The sequence below is a fragment of the Paenibacillus sp. 1781tsa1 genome (genome assembly GCF_024159265.1).
Lineage (GTDB): Bacteria > Bacillota > Bacilli > Paenibacillales > Paenibacillaceae > Paenibacillus.
The window spans coordinates 1,017,134-1,036,742 of the sequence record NZ_JAMYWY010000001.1 but is presented as its reverse complement, the minus strand read 5'-3'; the positions used below and the strand labels follow the sequence as shown (position 1 = coordinate 1,036,742).

Genomic DNA, 19,609 nt, shown 5'->3' with positions numbered 1-19,609 from the left:
TTCATGATGTGGGATATTTCAAAAATTAAGGAATGGAAGGTGAGGATGTGAAGTTACCCAGACCGTTATAATAGTTCTCTCCTTGTTGGATCCACCGTGCCCCGTCATAATGTGCATCACCATGAACATTACCTGACGTTCTTGTTAAAGATTGCGCAGGCTTCAAGATGGCTGTATCCATAGGTTCTCCATCGCTAATCTGATAGAGTATCAAAGTGATGTCTTTGGGTTGATCAATATCAAAATTAAAGGACATATAATAAATCTCGTCCTCATTAATCGGGAAATCTGTAGAGTCATCGGCAATGACCATCGTTTTATAAGGTGCAATGATAGTTCCGGAAGCAAACGTAATCGGATCGTCTATATCACTACGTTTAATCTCAAATTGACTAAGTTCAATTGGCTTGGACGTTGGATTATACAGTTCGATCGCCTGAGTATTGCCTTCTCCCCAGACCACCTCGGAAATAAACAGGCTCTTTCCTGCATCCGGGTCCTCCACCTTAACCGTAAATGTCGTCTCAACATCTTTACCAGCAGGATCAGTAGCCTTAACGGTAACAGTTGCGGAACCAATAACGTTCTTGAGATCTAAAGTCAATATATCTCCTTGGGCACTCACTTCTACCACAGCTGGATCAGAAGATTGTGCTGTATACGTTAGAATGTCGCCATCCATATCTGTGAACACATCAGCCAAATCAACCGTCTTACTCACGGTACCCAGTTCAACTCCAACAGTTGGCAGTGTTTTTACCACCTCAGGAGCATGGTTCATTGGTGGTTGTGGAATGATGATTGGTGGAAATGGCGGAATTGGCGGTAAAGGTGGAAATGGTGGTGGAATTAAGACCGGTTTGACCACATAAGTGAATGAAGCCGATACACTTCCTCCTTTTCCATCTGCAGCTTTCAACGTAACCGTTGTTTGGCCTGTAGCAACGCCCACAATTTTTAATTTTGAACCCTGAATATCCGCTGTAGCGATTTTAGGATCGATCTCCGTAATCTCATAGCTCAGCTCATCCTCATCCGCATCAGTAAATACAGCACCGAGATCAATCTCTTGCATGCCTTCTCCGAGATATACCATCATGTCAGAAATGCTAGACTGAACAACAGGCGGTTGATTCTCGGGAGACGGAGGTACAATAACCGGCGGCTCAGGTTCTGGAGTCGGAGTCGGTGTAGGAGTTGGTGTCGCTGATCCTGAGCCAGAATTGGAGTTGCTTGCCACGGTATTGCTGGATGGTGCGGTTAGTGGCGGTGCACTACGAATGATCTGTGAGGTTACACCGCCTTTTGGAAGAATAACTGTATTTGTTTTTACACTTGCCGGTAATTGAATAATGGATTTTACGTCTTTTAACACAACTTCCTTCCACGTTCCACTTCCTAGAACAGTGACTTTGTCAGTCGTATCTACGGTTACGGCATCGATATCTCCATCAATTGTTATCGCACTTACGCCTGGCTTTAATACAACCTTGGACAAATTATCGGCCTTGAGAGCAACATGATTCGAAGAGACTGTGACCACACCTTGATAGGAGGTACCGACCAAATTCAATTTCACGTAATTTTGTAGCGTGCCTGCTTGGGTGATCTGGATTTCTGATAAGGCAGACAGGTTACGTGTTCGTGCATCATAAGTAATTACTGCGTTCTGCAATGCTTCTTTGTTCTCGTCATTCAAAATTCTTTGCAATTCCTGACTGATCACAAAAGGACGTCCATCCACATAAGCAATATCTCCGTCCAGTGCAGTCAAAGAGGCTGTCCGCTCACCCGTCTGGAAAACATCAACGAGAACTTTTGCTATATCTTGCCGCTCCACCAAAGCCTTGGATTCGAATTTCCCCTCATCGGAATCCAATAACCCCAGTTTCAACGCCGTATGTACCTGTTCTTTAGCCCAACCACTTATCATAGATTCATCTGCAAGTGTCTGCTGTTGGCCTCCCTTTGCTCCTTGTGTTCCTGTAACTCTTACCAAAATGGAAGCAAGCTCTTCACGACGAATCGGATCGTTAGCACGGAAATTACCTGTTGTATCACTGGTCATCCATCCCTCTTGACGAATTGCTTCAATATAAGGAGCGGCCCAATCTGAATGGTTAAGCCCAGTGTTGGAAGTCTTATCAGTCTCTAATTGTGATGCTTTGGCCAACAACACAGCCATTTCTCTCCGAGTCAAAGGCTTGTCCGGGTGAAATGATCCATCTGGATAACCCGAGATCAACCCTTTCTCTACTGCTTCCTTTACCGCTTGAAGAGAGGACGATCGTATATCGTTCTGATCTGTAAAAACCGATGATACGGAGACTGTTGCTTCTCCGGTTTGCTCTGCTGCGTTGACAAATTGAGTTCCCCACAGCATGCCTACTACCAGTGAAGTCAGCAACACTTTTTTCCAATCCTGATTCATATTTGTTCCTCCCAATAAAACTTCGTTTTCCGCACAAATTTTATCAAGATACTCTGAACAATTTCTGAACAAAACAACTAGTAAAAAAACCAGATAAAAGAAGATTATATCAATGTAACCCATACAAATTTCACTTAACATGGGGATACATTGTTCTGTATAAATTTCAGAATTACGGAACGAGAAAAATATGCAAATAACTATTCAAAAAATGCAAACAATATGAACCCATATTATAAGTTTACATCCAAAATAAACTTAAACTGATTAAAGATATTCTTTTTCTGAAAAAGCGTGTTACTATCTCAAAAATCGTTATAATAAAAGGAACTTGGTGAGATTTGTAAGTTAATGCAATCATTCAACTTAACTACTGGAGGAGAATTATGGAAACGGAAGCTCTACGGAACGTGGAACAACTAGCTCTGAAGAAACACAAGATTTACAAACAAAGCTTAATCAGGTACCTTGCACGCTCCATGCTGGCCAGTATGTTTATCGGATTCGGCGTCATCGTGGCGTTTAAGACAGGTAACTTCTTTTATATGGAGCAGTCCCCATTTACCTATCCGATGGCAGCCATTACGTTTGGCGCGGCCATCATCCTGATCGCTTACGGTGGCGGTGACCTGTTCACGGGCAATACGTTCTATTACACGTACGCTGCGCTGCGCAAGAAGCTGCGCTGGTTCGAAGTCATCAAGCTGTGGATTGCGAGTTATAGCGGTAATCTGATGGGCGCAGCCGTGTTTGCCCTGTTAATCTACCTGACCGGATTATTCGACTCGTCCCAGGTGAACGGTTTTTTGTTAAGCGTGGTGGAACATAAGATGGAAGTTCCAACGATGCAGCTCTTTTTCCGGGGAATCCTGTGTAACTGGCTTGTATGTATGGCGTTCTTTGTGCCGATGTTCATGAAGGAGAATGGAGCCAAAATGTTTGCCATGATGCTCTTTGTGTTCTGCTTCTTCATCTCGGGATATGAGCACAGCATCGCCAATATGTGTACGTTCGCGATTGCACTTGTGCTGAATCACCCGGGGACGATCTCATTTGAAGGTGTGCTTCACAACCTGGTGCCCGTGACCTTGGGTAATCTGGTGGGTGGTGTACTGCTGATGGGCTTCATGTATTATGCGGTGAACAAACCGTTTCTGGATGAAGAGACACATTAATCTCTGGCAAAAAAAAGATTCCCTTCCGGCCCGGTCCTTCAACCGTGGCTAATCGGTAAGGAGAATCCAAAACACCCCGGCAACCTTCCCATCTCAGGGAGAAGGTTGCCGGGGTGTTTCTCTATGGACAGGCTTACGGATATGCCGCCTGCCCTCCACACGCATAGCCATGTGATACACAACCACATGGCTCCATGCGGTGGGTCGGCAAGCAGGCCGCAACCAGGTACTCCTGCGTTGCCTGCTTGCCGACCCCATCCGTGGCTTAATAGTAATCCCGCCACGGAGTATATTCAATATCGTTGTCGCCGCGTGTGACCACGATCATATTTTCCATTTTGCCCGTATCCTTATTGGTACGGTAGATCATCGTACGTGTCTCGCCTTCCTCCGGCACGGAGAACAGGAATTTATCCGCGACGAAGGATGAACCTAGTCCTGTCGCATGTTCCGTAAAGGCAGAGCCCGTCTTGCTTGTGAGCAGCAGACCAATGCCGTAGGCTGTAGCCGTTTGGGCTGCTTTGCCAAAGAGATGCTCGCCTTGACTGGTGGTGTGCGTTTGCTCCGAATACTTATACTTTTCCGTATCCTTGCTATAGTCCACCACATTGCCCTGTTTATCCAGACTGATGGTGGTCGTTTCGCCCTTGTCGCTTTTCACCTGATACGTACCTACGATGGAATCCTCGGTTATTTTTACCGTCTTGCCAGTGTTGGGGTCAGTCTGATAGATTACATCTTCATACTGAAGCCGAATGATGTTCATGCTGGCCTGAATCTGCTGCGCCAGTTCTTCGTCACCCATCTCTTTGGCTTTCTTCAGCATTTCCTCATAGTTCTGGTATTTCTCGGCATCCTTCTCATCCCATTCATCCATGTTCTTTGGTGGACCTGGCGTTTTGTCCAGATCATCGCCTTTATTTTTGCCCATGGTTGATAGCGCCCGCGCTGCGGTCAGCGCCGTCATGATTGCCTGGCTCACCGCCTCTTCATCTGTCGTGCGGAAACGCTCGGCAATCTTCTTAAGCTCTGACTGAATGGACAGAACCAGTTCCAGAACAGATTTCATCGTGCCTTGAGCCGTTGAATAATCGTTATAAAAACGCTCACGCTCCATGCCATCCCAGTTGCTGCGCATGAAACTCATCTTGCCGTCCAATGTGGACATGAAGCCCGATAATTGCTGATGTGCCTGAGCGAACTGCCCACTGACCGTCTCCAGTTGTTCCGGTGTCACCTTGATCTGTGTCATCCTGCACACTCCTCATCCTGGTCATTTATAACTCATGGTCTATCCATTACAACGATCTATCGGCCTGTTCCTGTTTGATCTCTAGATGCAAAAGCGGAAACGGATTACCAGAACCGTCCAATTCGGAACGCCCCATCTGGATAAATCCCATTTTTTCATAAAATCGGGCTGCCCCACTATTCTGTTCATTGACATCCACCTTGAGGTGACGGCCTTTGATTTTGAAGGCATGGTCTATTAGAAGACGTCCTAGACCCTGTCCGTGTTGGCTCGGATCTACAAATAACATCTCGATAAAGTTATCATGCAAACCAATAAAACCCACGGGTTGTTGCTCTGTATTCAGTACTTCCCAAACCTCGACTTGCCGGTGCTGCAACACATCACTCACCACTTTTTTGTAGAACTGAATGTGATGCTCTTCCAAAAATGTATGTGTTGCCCGCACAGCACTCTCCCAGATTCCAACCAACTTGTCATGATCCTGTTCCCGATATGCAACGACTAACATGTCCAACGTATTCTCCTTTTCTATTAAAAGTAAAAAGGTTATGTAAAAGCCCGATCCTAGGATCGGACTTGTTTAATACATCATATTTGAAATAACTCTACGTTTATTTTACCATGTCCATCATTCAATCTGTACCCATAATTTCCAATCTTGTGTCAACGTTCTACCCCCGTTTTTGGCTTCCAACGGAAGGTTGCTGCCGACTGGGAAGGCAGTATATATTGAAACGTATCTCCGTCCATGACTACATCTAAGGAAACTTCTGCCTCGCCCGTGTTGGCTGCAACCAGCACCATCGTTCCATCCGGATTGCGGAAGGTTACGTTCTCGAGCTGGCCCTGTTCTTGCGTAGAAGCAACTCTTACGGCTCCCGGACGTACATAACGGCTGATGTGGCCCAACGCATAATACTCGACATTTCTAGTGATTTCATCACTGTAAGGGTCAATCGTCACAACCCCACGGCAGTTCTCACAGCCCCCGTTCGTGGGCCCCCCTTGCGGATCGAGTGCAATGTTCCAGAGCAGTACATTCTTCGCCCAGTTGCGAGGTGCACCAATGATGAGATTGGACATCTGCCAGCTCAGATTCTCGCCAAAATCAGGACTCCACTCCCCACCACTACATTCGGTAAAATAGATATGTTTGTCCGGGTAGCGGTCATGCACTTCCGACATGGCAGATGGATCACCCGCATAACAGTGAAAAGCAGATCCATCGATATAGGCAGCAGCCTGCTCATCACCCAGCACCTTGCCGGTATATTCGACTGCCTGATCCCAGTTATGATCATACGCGATGATTCGCGTGTCCAGTCCCGCATCCTGTTGCGCCGGGCCGAGATAATCCCGAATGAACATGGCTTGTTCTTCGGCGCCCATACTCATACTCGGATATTTATCCGAGGTGAACTCCGGTTCATTTTGCAACGTCATCCCGTAGATAGGAATGCCCTTTGCCTGATAAGCTTTGATATATTTCACAAAATATCTCGCGTACGCTTCATACACCCGGGGATTGTTGTAATCCAGATACCAGCCGTTCGTCGTCTTCTCCCCATATTTCATCCATGCAGGGGCCGTCCACGGTGTGCCCAATACTTTAAGATCCGGTTTCAACCTAGCTACACGCTCCAGCATATTCACAACGTCCCGATCTGTATCAATCGAAAAGTGTTCCATCTCATAATCCGTGCCGGACTCGATATCATCATAGGTATAGCTCGAAGCCTGACCTGATTCATCCACTGAATAATCGGAAGCACCAATCGTATGACGCACCATATCCATGTTTAGCCCTTCTGTTGTAAACAGTTCCTTCAGTAATTGTTCTTGCTTTTCCTCTGGAAGCTGATTAATCAGATGTACCGATGAACCTGTCATCGCTGCGCCAAATCCATCCATGGTCTGATACGTCTTGTCCGGGTCAATCTGTATGGTGAACTCCGACGGAGATGTGTCTGACTCCTGCGTTGAAGCAACTGAAGAGCCTGGGTCTGCATCAGTCTGTTCTGTAATTGGAATGGGCTTCTGTGGTGTAAGCAGATTTTGCTGATCTCCTGTGGTTAACCAAACTTCGGCCGCTCTCTGCTTGTCCACAACTGGTGGCGGAGCGGGTTGTTCACTTCGGTTGAAAATAAGCCAGATTCCTACACCGACACAACAAACAGCGATTAACAGGATGATCCATCGTTTGGGGTGCTCTCGCCAGCCTATGTTCATCACACTTCACTCTCCTTCCATTATGGAAAAAGCCGCGGCCACTAGGCCACGACTCAACTCCTAATATATATGAATTAGAACAAACTGCATTTGACGCAAATAACTTCACAGGAAGAACAACCTTTTGATCTCCCTGACTTCACTTTTATTTACCGGACTTGCTTCCGATATTCACACTGCCTGTCAGACGGATATCATCCGATGCACTGCCGACATACACCTGAACTTTACCCTTAGGCATTACCCATTCATGGGATGTTTCATCCCAATAGGATAGTGCACTGCGATCCAATTGAATGTTGACCCGTTGCTGCTTGCCTGCCTTCAGATCAACCTTTGCCCAACCAGCAAGTTGCTTCTCTGGCGTCTCCACTTTGGTTGGCAGATTGCCAACATAGACCTGTACGACTTCTGCACCGGAAACTTTACCTGTATTGCGCAGGTTCAGGGATACTTCTACGGTTGCTTTGTCGCCTTTGCCTGTGTTTTTCACATGCAGATTACGATAATTAAAATCGGTATAAGACAGTCCATGTCCAAAGGCAAACGCCGGTGTCATGCCTTCTTTGTCATATCCTTTGTACCCTACAAAGATACCTTCGGAGTAGTTACCCACCCCATTTACACCCGGAAATTGTTCCGCAGTGGATACCGGGGTCTGGGAATCATCCGATGGAAACGTCACCGGCAATTTACCGGATGGATTTACATCACCGAACAGAACACGTGCCACGGCATTACCTTGTTCCTGACCTGCATACCAAGCCTGAACGATGGATGGCACTTCTTTTTGCCAGGAATCCATCTCAACAGCACGACCACTCATTTGCACCACGATCGTTTTTGGATTGGCTGCCGCTACCTTGCGGATCAACTGCTCCTGGTTATTCGGCAGTTCTAGGTCGGAACGGTCGACGTAACCTTCACTGTCATACGTACGAGTTACCACGACGGCAACATCGGATTTTTTCGCCAGCTCAACTGCTTTTTGCATTTTGATATCCACAGCGTCTTCTGGAGCTTCCCAGCCAAAACGAACCTGTGCACCCATATCATGATTGGTCTGTACCGGGAAATCCGTACGATACTCAATTCGAATATTGTGGGACTCGCCTTTTTTAAACGTGATTTCTTTCTTTGTTGTACTCAATGTTTCACCTTGATTGTCTACGAGCAGCTTATCATCCACATACAGTTTCGCAGAACCGAGACTAGTCAGGGACAGTTTATATTCACCCGTTTGAGGGGCTGTGATCGCCCCTGTCCAACGAGCGGACATTTTGGCATTGAATTTGGTTGGTGTCACTGGAAGCTTGGAAGATTGTGCATTAAAACCTTCATAGTTGTAGAATCCAAGATTCATGTTGACCTGATTGTCTGTACGGACCAGAGAAGGGTTACCCTCCATATCTTTATTGGTCCAGTATTCAGCACGCAGACCATATTCCGCACGATCTGTACCATAGTCTCTTTCACTTTTTTTAGCATCCGCTGGCGATAAAAGAGTGGAAGGTACGGCAGACGGTCCATTAAATGCATCTCCTGCGGAGATTGGATCGGTTCCAGCTGCATATTTTACATCCACACCGTTACCGGCACGGTTACGAATGCCTTGCAGTGGACTTACCGTATACGTCGGGTTAACCAGACTGCTACCACCACCAGCAGCTGATGCGTTATCTGCATCCGGTCCGATGACCGCGATGGATTTCACGTTTTTCTTGTTAAGTGGCAGCGTATTATCGTTGTTTTGCAAAAGAACCATGCTCTCTTCTGCAATTTCACGTGCTTGTTTGCCGTCTTTCTTGGCATTGATTTGTGTATTCGTTACAGGATTATCGAACAGCCCTTTATCGAACATTTGAAGCAAAATGCGTCTAACCTTTTCATCAATAGTTTGCTCGCTGACTTCGCCTTTGTTCACGGCTTCCAGCAATTTGTCTCCCCATTTGCCATACGGCTCTCCAGGTGTCTCCAGATCCAGACCCGCATTGGCGGATTTGGCTGTGCTGAAGTTTGCACCGTAGTCACTCATGACGAACCCTTCGAAGCCAAACTGATCCTTAAGGACATCAGTCAGCATCTCCTTGTTCTCACAAGCGTATGTACCGTTCACCTGGTTAAATGAACACATTGCGGAACCGAGATCCGCCTTTTCAACCATCGCCTGGAACGGACGTGCATAGACTTCCTGAATGGCACGTTCGCTGGCTGTTGCATTGGTGGTGAAACGCTCCGTCTCCTGGTTGTTCAGGATGTAGTGTTTCGCTGTAGCGATAACCGGATTACTTTGAATCCCGTTTACATACGCTGCACCCATGCCGGAAGCCAGCAATGGATCTTCCCCGAGCGATTCAAAGTTCCGGGAACCCCATGGTGTACGTGCAATATCCAGCCCAGGGCCGAGAACTACATTATGTGTTGTATCATGTGCTTCCTGACCAATCAGATCGCCATATTTCTTGGCCAGATTAGTGTCCCAGGAAGCGGCTAGCGCAATTGGTGCAGGCAGTGCCGTAGACTTTTTGTCCTGCACATCCGGGTTGGCCACACGTACCCCTGCAGGTCCATCTGCCATCTGTAATGCCGGAATACCGAGGCGCTCCAATCCATCATTATAGAAACCATAATAGTTATTGACTTTACCGGTTACGAATCCAACTTTCTCCTCCAGCGTCATTTCCTTGAGCAGCAGCTCGGTGCGTTCCTCCGCAGATAAGGATTTGTTCATCCAAGGCCGATTGGCCCCAGATTCCGCCTCCGCGGCGAAGGCGTGCAGCGGCATAGCCGCAACCGCCACGATGATTAATAACATAAACCATCGTTTGAGGAAAATCAGATTGAGTCTTCTGTTCATGTTGTAAGCTCTCCTTCTCTCTTGATCATTTTTCTTGTGCACATATTGAATACATGTATACAAGGGAATGCAAACTGGCTTGATCCCAGTCTTTCAAGCATTCAGGTCGTCCTGCACATGGCTTCGGAAACTGCAGCCTGCAAGCAAGACAGCAGATTTCGCTTCCTAACGATAGCCGACATGATCGTGAATTACATCCCCTTAAATTTGGTAAATGACCGATTATATCGAGTCTAGTCCTTTGGAATCATCTCTCTTTGAATTCAGATAACATAACAAGAAAACGAATTATTTACATTTCCGTAACTACTTTCGAACAAATTCTTTACTTTTAAAAACAGTCGGTTCGACCCACTCCCGATCAACTAATTAATGTAATTAATTAGTTGATTAAGGAATATGTCGACACACTCTGGGTCCTAAGTCTATTTGAAAACGGAACCAATCCGGTCCGTTGAAATATCCAAAAATATAAAAGCAACTGAGGTCCCTTTTAACAGGTTCTTCAGCTGCCTTTATGTTGGAATTGCTCCATATTGTTCACTTTCCGTCCATGATTCTTGTTCTACACTTGTTATATTGAGATTCGGAGTTACATTGAAAATCGGAGTAACAAATAGAAAAACCGCCCCGTGGGGCGGTTCACTTCTATTTCACTAACTTCTAGTTCTGTAACTGTGCAAGAATCTGCGGGTCCTTGATCTTTTTATCTTCGGCGAGCAACATCACCTTGGACAAAATCTCAGCTGTTCTCGGATCTTCATCCAGGAATGGCAGGAAGATTCGGCCCCGATGCTGACTGTGCACTGGTACGATATGAAGGGCACCTGTGGCTTGTTTGAATACATTGCCGCTACCCAGATGAACAGCATACTCACCCAATTCACCATCAATTCGTGCGTAATTCCCGTCCAGACGCACATTATCGATCTTCAGCAGACGCAACGACTCGTTCACAATGACATGGCGCATCTCGATTGTTGTCAGGCTGGCTTCCGGATCAACGCCTCCCACATGTGCAACACTGACCACCAGATCGATATCACGCATAACTTCCGAGAAGAACGTCAGCGGCACATCTTGCAACGGTACAGGTTTGTAGCTCTTGCGATCGTAGAACTGCACCGTCTCCAAGGTAGGTGCCTCGGTATCTGCTGGTGAGAACCAATCTGCCATGGCATAGAGATTCGCGATCAGATTGTGCTCGTAACTTACCTTCTGCAGACCTTCCTCATAACTGACAGTCCATTGGCGTCCTTTAAGCAGAGCTACTGCTTTTTTCGGTTGAATCTGATACCCGGCATATCGACGAGACACCGTACCATTAGCCAATTCGTCCTCGTTAGGAAGATATAATTCACGGAATACCTGCTTGAACGGCTGACGCTCCTGACGGGTGAACAGATCCCGTTGGAATTCACTCCAGCTTCCGCTCTGATACAGATGAAGCGGATGAGCAATCAACAGTTGATCTTGTTCCGATAGTGCATGGGTCGTACCCTCCGGTCCTGGAGCAACCAAACCATTGGACGATACATCGAATCGTCCCGTCTTGTCACCTGACTGGAATATAAGCGTTCTTACCAGCGGATATATAACCGGATTATGCATCAGACTGGTAATTTCCTCACGTGTAAAGGATGTTCCAGCAGTCATCGAACGTTCCAGCTCCTGCCGTGCCCGGCGATACTGATCCACCAGATCCGATTTGAGCTCTTTCAGTTCAGCGATATATCCATCTTTTTTGAACCGGGCAGGTACAGATTTGAGTGTCTTGCCTTTGCTAACGATAACCATCTCGGGTTGGCCTTCCTCATCGATGACCAATTGTGCTGTCGTGTCAGCATCCAATGCATGAGGTTCAAAGAAGGATTTCATCTCATCCAACTTACGTGCTTCCATGTCCCACATCAGCCGCGTAACATCAGCATAACCTGCATTACGAGCGAGATTGCCCAGTGCAATCTGTGATGCTACACCTTCACTGGCACGGCGTTGTGCACCGAATTGCTTGCTCTGCAACAGAAACTTCTGAATGAAGTCGTATCGCTCACGTAGATCCTGTTCCCGATTAGCCGCGAATGGGATCAGGCTGTAGGTTAACAAATGATCCTTGTTTCGCTTGTCTGACACGGAATCACGCATATCGTCCAATCGAAGCTTGCCCAGTGCAGCATCTGCGAACAATTGGGATCTGCGGTGGTTAGCTCCCCCAGAAATATACTTGGCGCAATCGTATAACAGATTGAACCGTTCCTCACCGACAGCAGCATAGGCTTCTTCAAACCAAGCGATATCAAACGCACCTTCATTAAAGTCCTGTGGTGAGATTGGAGAATAGTGGGCCACGATGGTTTCTTTCTCAGCAGTAAAGCGTTCATTGATATGGGCATGGAAGTACCAGGCTGCACTGCGAAGACCTTCCCATCCCAGATGTTTCGCAACAATCTCCATCCACTGCGGGGCGTACATGGCTGCTTCCAGCAATTTTTTCTCATTTACCGGATATTTCTGGAGCAATTCTCCAAGACGCTTCTCATCTTCTCCATCCCGTGGATGACAATTTTGAATTAGATAGCTAAACGTCTCTTTACGTGTTGTGTTGTCCCCATAACTGTAGATATATCCACGGACAAAGGTATCCTGATCCATCGCCGAGACCAGATGTACCCAGTGTTCCATGCCTTCAATTCGTTCCAGTTTCATGGCAAGTGTACTTACTTCCGTAGAGAGTTCTCCCCGGGTCAGCTCGATCTCCAGAATCCGATTAACGACCGTATCCCGTAAATGAATCAGCTTGGGATCACTTGCGATCACCTCTGTACGAGTGGATGTTAAGTCCCGAATAAACATCAGACGATTCCCACCGACCAGAACCTGTCGGTATATCTCCTGTTCATCAATCAAGTTCAACTGGTACGCACGCAGAAAATCTTCAAGTGACAGTAAAGACAGCGGATGACTACTCTCTACAAGACTGGTGAACTGGTAAGCTGTCTGGAAGAAACGTTTGAAGCTGTTATCGTCATGGATTTTGCCACGAACCACATAATTCCAAGGTCCAGTCAGAATATGAAGTATGCCTGACTCTTTCTCGAGTCGATCAGCAGGCATACTCGCGATGATGGAGGCCCAGGTTTTCTCAGCTATTTCAAACGTGTCGATCGGATCGCTATCCAGAAATGCCGCCGATATCAGTGCCACTACCTGATCCTTATACGTTAACGAATCCAGCATCTGCTGCAGCTTTTCGATGTCATCCAGAGGATAGGTCTGTTCAGCAAACGTCTTGCGCCAGCCTTCCAATAACGGAATCTTTTGCAGTTCTTCATAGCCATACTGATCATGGAAGTAACTGTAATGGTCGCTCAATTTGCCATTGAAATCCCGCAGCTGTATAACCATATACAACTGCATTAACTCCATACTGCTAAACTCGCCATGTTGAATATAATTCTCCCATACGTCATGAAGCGGAAACTGCTGCATCTGCTTCATTTCATTGCGCTCTCCATACGGAACCTTGGAGCGAAGACTCGCTCCAACTAACAATGTTTCTTTATAGCCAGCGTAGTACTCCACTTCATACTCATAATCCCTGTGTTCATGCACCAATTCGTTGAGTCCCTCCAGAAAAGGTCTGGTCTTATCCAGAGAGAGTGTAAAGATATCCTTCGGATTATGGCCCTTGAGGTCACGCTTCTCATCCAGCAATGGCTCACGTCGCTTCGGATCAAATAAACCAAATCCATTAGAAACTGTGTAACGACTCCCCTGATCGGTCAGCTTATCCAGCAGTTTCTGTTCCTTGGCAGTCGGTGTCTCAATAAGCTGCGCCAATGGCTGTAATGCCTCCTGCTGATCTGCCCGCTCCGGATCTGCCGCAATCTCGGTCAATAATTCTAGCGCACCCAAGCGCTGCAGTTCACTCTTGGCCTGCAAAAGTCGCTTCAGCGAGACCGCCAATTGGTCCACGGGTTGCAGTAACAATACATGAATGACCTTCTGACGAAGTGAGCCTGTTTTGAGCTTCATCAACGCCTCCATCTGGTTCATCTCTTCAACCGTCAACGTGAGCAACTTCGCCTTGGCGAGTGCACTCTCCCGGTTACTCATACTTTTATCAGACAGACTCTCAAACACAAACTGTCTTTGCACCTCATTCTCAGGATGCTGAACAAACTGGGACAATAGTTCTCCGCGCAGTTCCGGGCTTAGGCTGTCCTTGATTGCAATGACTTCGCCAATCCATTCCGGGTCCATATCATAAGCGGCCAGATATAACATTTTTTTGACTACATCATCCATATCAATCCGGTAGTGAACATACTCAAGTACACCCGATGGTCCACCTGACCCGCCTTTTGGAATGACAGCCAGCATCTGTTTGAACCGGTCAAAGTCCTGACGCCGCAAGCCCTTATCTTCAAGAGCAGGCAATGGCCACACGTAGACGCTACGCTGATTCTCACCATTCTCGAAACTCCAGTTATACATATACATGGCGTCATAGTTGGTCACAATCCAGTGCATCAACTCGGCATCCTGCGCTTCCAGATACCGACGTGCAATGTCAAATCGAAGCTCTCGGTTCTGGCTGTTAGCCAGTACATATTGGGCAACGATCTTCTGATATAATTGGCCTTGATCCATAATCTCGATGATCTTGCTCTTCAAATCATTCTCTTCGATGACTGCTGTCGCCCACAGGCTGATAAAGAGCTTGTTCGCATTCGCTTCCTGCTGCCAGGCTTCGCGTACTTCTGGTTGTACCAGCGCCTCATGGGCCTGTTCAATGAGCTGTGCAGCAACACGCTGATTGGCTGCTTCTATGCCGATTCCTGTCCAGACAGCGAGCGCTCTTACCACAGAACTGAAACGAATCAGGTTGTTGTCGATAATGATTTTTAATATGTAAATATAGGCTTCCAGTGTTCCTTCATCCATCCGCTCCACAATGCTTTGGCGCAGACCTTCCTGCAACCTTGCTGCAACCAGCAGCTCACCTACCATCTGATAGGCTTCCACCTGATCACTCATGAATATGCCTTTGATCATTTCATGGGTTAACAATGCATTCTGATTGTCACCATATATAATCTCGTGCAGTGCCTGGTTCATATCTCCACCCTGATGATCCAGTTCATACGCGATACAATCCGCCAGGACCCAACGGATCTCATGGAGATAATCCAGCTTGTACTCACGAAGTGACACATATTCTTCCAGGGAAAAATTATTCATTTCCATCCGGAACAATCCCATCAGTTTACGGATGACCTGTTCTACACGCTGCTCCGGATCGGATGTGCGGAAGGGCCTGCGTTCATAGTTGTTACTGTATGGGAAACGAGTCGCACGCTCTGCAATATAACGGAATCGCGCAACCAATGACTCACTCGCCAGATGCTGGAGCACATCCAATAGTGGCTGGAATAATGGCTTCTGCGTTTCTGCAGCCAACCTTCCAAGCAACTTTTCTGTATTCAGCAACATCTTTTCGTCTCCACGCAAATACGTGGACCCGGCGATCTCCACAACATAACCTGCCAACTCAAGCTGTCCCCCTGTTAACGACTTGGCTCTTTCCTGCAATTCATCCATATACACCTGCACTTGATCTTCCTGATTCATCCTGTTCTCCTCCTTCATCACTCTCTACCACAGACGTCCGGCAAGCATTGTAAATCGGATAAACACCACGGTGTCGCCGTCTTGTATCAAAATTGACTTGTCCAGTTCCTGCAATTCTTCATCGTTGAGAAACACTTTGTACAATCCATCCTCATAGGCAGTTATAGCTGTCTCCATCGCACCATTCAGATCAGGAACACCCTCATTGTATACTGCGCCAAACCCGACTTTCCCCGCCGCTCCCTGCGCCTCAATATCATCCGGCATCAGGTAGGCGAGCAATTCTGCCTGTTGCTTCTTGTCCTGAAGAGCTTTTACTTGCAGAGTCACCATATTTTCAATGAGCTGCCTTAGCGTATGAGTTGTTTCCGGAAGTTCGGCAGCTTGCTTGGCAAGTACCGGCTTGCGCTTACCCAGACTTTTTACCGTTATCCATATGTTCACTGTCATGCCCCCTCTGTCCTGCCTATTTGAAGAAGCTTCCATAAGCCCCGATATCTATACCACGATGCGTAATAACCTAAACTCACAATGACGATCTATCTCAAAATAAAATCAAAAATACGTACATATGTACCCCTAATGAACATCATAACTAAAATTCAATCCATATTCATGAGCCAATCCTCATGTTTACGTGGAACCACGGAACTATGAACTACTTGCGTACATATACGCAAAAACCAGCTAATACACTCTTCCTGAATTGCTCCCATGTTAAATTTTCCTATCTTCCTGTTGAATACTGGATCAGATCCAAGAGTATAGACAGCATAAATCCATGATGTGTTCCTTCCTTATGTGAGATTATAATTGTAGCGCTAGTGGTTAGCTACCCTAGAATATGAACCAAGTTGTTTATTAGGTACAAAAAGACGCCCCCAACCATGCATAGGGTTGGGGGCATCTTTTTGAGTCTTACAGCGAGGTTTTAAGCTATGCTTGCAGTGGGTCTCACCACGATTTCATTCACATCCACCTCAGCCGGCTGGTTGATCGCGTATAGAATGCTTTGAGCAATAGCCGTGGCTGGAATGGATATACTCCGATAATCTTTCATGAACTCCCGTGCTTCATCATCAGAGATCGATTCGGCAAGTTCGGATTCAGTCACACCTGGCGATACAAGGGTCACGCGGATATCTGAGCCTGCCTCCTGTCGCAGACCCTCCGAGATCGCACGGACAGCGTACTTGGTTGCACAATATACTGCGGCTGTAGGTGTCACGGCATAAGCTCCGATGGAAGCGATATTAATAAACTGGCCGAAACCCTGTTCTTTCATAACGGGCAGCCCAGCTGCAATGCCGTGTAGAACCCCCCGAATGTTAACATCAATCATACGGTTCCACTCGTCCACTTTTAGTGCTTCAAGGGATGATAGTGGCATAACTCCGGCATTATTAACAATCACATCCAAGCGTCCATAACGACTGAGCGCAAGCTCTACGATCGTTTGCATGTCTTCCAGCTGTGTAACATCAAGGGCATGATATTCTACTGAACCACCTTCCGAGCGAATGGAGGAAGCCAGCACCTCTAGACGATCCACTCGTCTTGCACCGATAACTACATGTGCCCCCTGCTCTGCTAACAGACGCGCTGTTGCCTCCCCAATTCCGCTGCTTGCACCCGTGATCACAACGACTTTCCCTTTTACATTAAACATATCGACTTCTCTCCCCTGTTTAGGTATTTGATTGTGCATCTTCTCTGTACAAGACCATGCCTGCATGATAAAGCACGCCTTCCTTAAAGTCTCCATCCGCAGTAAAGCCAGTATCATCCACATATTCAATATGGTCTCCATCGACTACATATCGACCTTGATACGCACTTTGCCTATCTCCCCGTGCTTCATCATAACGACCGGAAGGGAGCAGTTCATGTCGGATGTACCCGTCCTTCGTCACCCACATTCCTACATACGGGTGTTCCACTTCTTGTCTGTCTTCTGATCTACTACCTGCCATATTTCCACAACACTCCTTTCTGTTGCCAACAGATTCAATTGCTTAATTTCATTATGTAGCGGATCAGTCTCTGCACGATAGAAGAATCCCACAGTATTCTTGCCTATTCGTCCAACGCAACTTAAAATGGTTATATGAGCATCAGGAAAGGAGGGCCTGCAATCCATGCTATCCAAAACGGAACAGGATACAGCTATTATTCAGCAGCAACAGGAATTGGCCCGCTTAATCGGTCGTTTCACCCAAGAGGACGGGATTCATATAACAGCAATTCCTTCGCTTGCTTTGATCCGTGCTTCCCAGGTTTCAGAGCCCATTCATACCGTGCACGAACCCGCCTTGTGCATTGTGGCCCAAGGTTCCAAACTCGTTATTCTCGGACAAGAGAGCTACACCTATGACTCTTCACAGTATCTGGTCGCTTCCATAAACTTGCCTATTTCAGGACAAGTGGTACAGGCAACGACAGAACACCCTTATCTCTGCTTACGACTTGATTTTGATTCGGGGCAGGTTTTTGATCTTATTCAAGATTCTCCTTCCACACAAACCAAACCCAACAACTCAACACGTCGTGGGTTGTTTGTAAGCTCAAACAAATCTCCCCTTCTGGAAGCCGTAATCCGATTGGTCAGATTGCTGGATACACCTGAAGATATCCCTGCACTTGCACCTCTTATGACTCGTGAGATTCTATATCGCCTGATTCAGGATGAACACGGGCATTCCATCAGGCAGTTTGCAGTCCAAAACAGTCATGCACAGCACATCGCCCAAGTCATTGAAGTAATCCACTCCGAATATGCCCATCCACTGCGAATCGAGCAACTGGCTTCCATGATTAACATGAGTATGTCCTCATTGCATTATCATTTCAAAGCCGTTACTGCCATGAGCCCACTGCAATATCAAAAACAGATTCGATTGCAGGAGGCCAGGCGAATGTTACTTGCAGGTTCAACCGATGCGGCAGATGCAGCATTCCAGGTTGGGTACGAGAGCCCTTCCCAGTTCAGTCGGGAGTACGCCCGGATGTATGGCCTTCCTCCCAAAAGTGATATCAAGCGCCTTCGCCATGCACTCCAGATCGAGGGCTAAATTCAAGCAAAAAACCAGCTCTCAACAAATATGAGGGCTGGCTTTCTTGTAATTGTACTTGTTGATGAAATAGAAAATCTTAAGACCCTCCAAACACCTTATCTTCAATGACCGGCGCCGGTATTTCTTTAATCTCAATCGATTCTTCCGGAGCAAAGCTCTGGATCTTCATCGGAATAGAATCCAGATACTTGTACTCTTCGGTCTTGGTTGAGCTAGTTACAATTTCACCGTTTTTGTCTTTCTGATAAATCACACGTTGCGTCGGTAAACCCGTATTTACATCAATGGTTACAACTTCCTTGTGGAGTGCGTCTTCAGAAACAGCCTTATGCTCATTACGCTCTGCAGCAGAACGGGAGTTTGTTCCCGCAGCTTCCAGTACGGTCCAATCCTGACTCTGTAATTCTTCTTTAGCATTCTCCAACAGCGAGATCTGTAGCAACTTCTCATTTTCAGCAGCTATGTTGTCCGGCATGGTCCAAGTATTCCCAACCAATTTTCCCGTCTCAAAATCTCGACCATACGAAGTAATTTTCTTACCACCATCTTCAATAATCAATTTGTAATGAAGCTGGTTATCACGGTATTCCTCAGTAACTTCTGTCAAATTCACACGATCCCGATAGCGAACGATATATGATCCGTCGTCAAACGATTCCTTAATATAATCCACCTTACCCTGGATCGCCTTAAGTGCTGCGGTTTCAACATCGCTTTGAGCACTAATTATAGACGGTTTGTTCAAGTACATGTAGCCACATACAGATGCAGCTACCAGTGGTATGGTGAGTATTGAAACCAATGTTTTTTTCTTCAAAGGTTTGCCCACCTCTTATTTAGTCAGTATATATTCTTAACGCTTTATTCTGCTTTTAAGTTCCAGTCATTTTACATATCCGTTCTCGAAGTTAGCATTAGAGCAGCTTATGACTCCTGGAAACCAGTAATCTGAAA

Annotated in this window: 12 protein-coding genes; 2 read left to right on the top strand and 10 right to left on the bottom strand. The window is 46.6% G+C overall.

What is annotated here, in order from left to right; all coding sequences use genetic code 11:
• Positions 1-25: 25 nt before the first annotated feature.
• Positions 26-2,431 carry an S-layer homology domain-containing protein gene (locus tag NKT06_RS04630; protein WP_253430540.1) on the bottom strand — a complete coding sequence of 802 codons (2,406 nt, stop codon included), beginning with the start codon at positions 2,429-2,431 and terminating at the stop codon, positions 26-28.
• 386 nt (positions 2,432-2,817) lie between these two features.
• Here NKT06_RS04630 and NKT06_RS04625 point away from each other — a divergent pair, with 386 nt between their 5' ends.
• Positions 2,818-3,606 (top strand): formate/nitrite transporter family protein, encoded by a 789-nt coding sequence (locus NKT06_RS04625; protein ID WP_017690511.1) that lies wholly within the window; start codon positions 2,818-2,820, stop codon positions 3,604-3,606.
• A 265-nt stretch (positions 3,607-3,871) separates the two neighbouring features.
• Here NKT06_RS04625 and NKT06_RS04620 read toward each other — a convergent pair whose 3' ends face one another.
• From NKT06_RS04620 to NKT06_RS04585, 8 genes are all read right to left on the bottom strand, one after another.
• Positions 3,872-4,858, bottom strand: coding sequence for a WXG100 family type VII secretion target (locus tag NKT06_RS04620; protein ID WP_253430537.1), 987 nt, complete (start codon positions 4,856-4,858; stop codon positions 3,872-3,874).
• Between the two features lie 46 nt (positions 4,859-4,904).
• Positions 4,905-5,369 (bottom strand): acetyltransferase, encoded by a 465-nt coding sequence (locus tag NKT06_RS04615; protein ID WP_483311561.1) that lies wholly within the window; start codon positions 5,367-5,369, stop codon positions 4,905-4,907.
• Positions 5,370-5,524: 155 nt separating this feature from the next.
• Positions 5,525-7,090, bottom strand: coding sequence for a glycoside hydrolase family 30 protein (locus NKT06_RS04610; protein WP_253430531.1), 1,566 nt, complete (start codon positions 7,088-7,090; stop codon positions 5,525-5,527).
• A gap of 145 nt (positions 7,091-7,235) precedes the next feature.
• Positions 7,236-9,947, bottom strand: coding sequence for a beta-glucosidase (locus NKT06_RS04605; RefSeq protein ID WP_253430528.1), 2,712 nt, complete (start codon positions 9,945-9,947; stop codon positions 7,236-7,238).
• A 663-nt stretch (positions 9,948-10,610) separates the two neighbouring features.
• Positions 10,611-15,581 (bottom strand): DUF4132 domain-containing protein, encoded by a 4,971-nt coding sequence (locus tag NKT06_RS04600; protein WP_253430524.1) that lies wholly within the window; start codon positions 15,579-15,581, stop codon positions 10,611-10,613.
• A gap of 24 nt (positions 15,582-15,605) precedes the next feature.
• Positions 15,606-16,031 carry a hypothetical protein gene (locus NKT06_RS04595; protein ID WP_301289777.1) on the bottom strand — a complete coding sequence of 142 codons (426 nt, stop codon included), beginning with the start codon at positions 16,029-16,031 and terminating at the stop codon, positions 15,606-15,608.
• 481 nt (positions 16,032-16,512) lie between these two features.
• Positions 16,513-17,250, bottom strand: a complete 738-nt coding sequence (locus NKT06_RS04590) for an SDR family oxidoreductase (RefSeq protein ID WP_253430518.1) — start codon at positions 17,248-17,250, stop codon at positions 16,513-16,515.
• A gap of 19 nt (positions 17,251-17,269) precedes the next feature.
• Positions 17,270-17,554, bottom strand: coding sequence for an Atu4866 domain-containing protein (locus NKT06_RS04585; RefSeq protein WP_253430515.1), 285 nt, complete (start codon positions 17,552-17,554; stop codon positions 17,270-17,272).
• A 165-nt stretch (positions 17,555-17,719) separates the two neighbouring features.
• Between NKT06_RS04585 and NKT06_RS04580 the strand changes: the two genes are divergently transcribed.
• A complete protein-coding gene (locus NKT06_RS04580; protein WP_253430511.1) occupies positions 17,720-18,652 on the top strand; it encodes an AraC family transcriptional regulator in 933 nt (310 codons plus the stop codon).
• 79 nt (positions 18,653-18,731) lie between these two features.
• Here the strand turns inward: NKT06_RS04580 and NKT06_RS04575 are convergent, their stop codons facing one another.
• Positions 18,732-19,472: a hypothetical protein gene (locus NKT06_RS04575; RefSeq protein WP_253430508.1), complete on the bottom strand. Its 741-nt coding sequence runs from the start codon at positions 19,470-19,472 to the stop codon at positions 18,732-18,734.
• Positions 19,473-19,609: the final 137 nt, after the last annotated feature.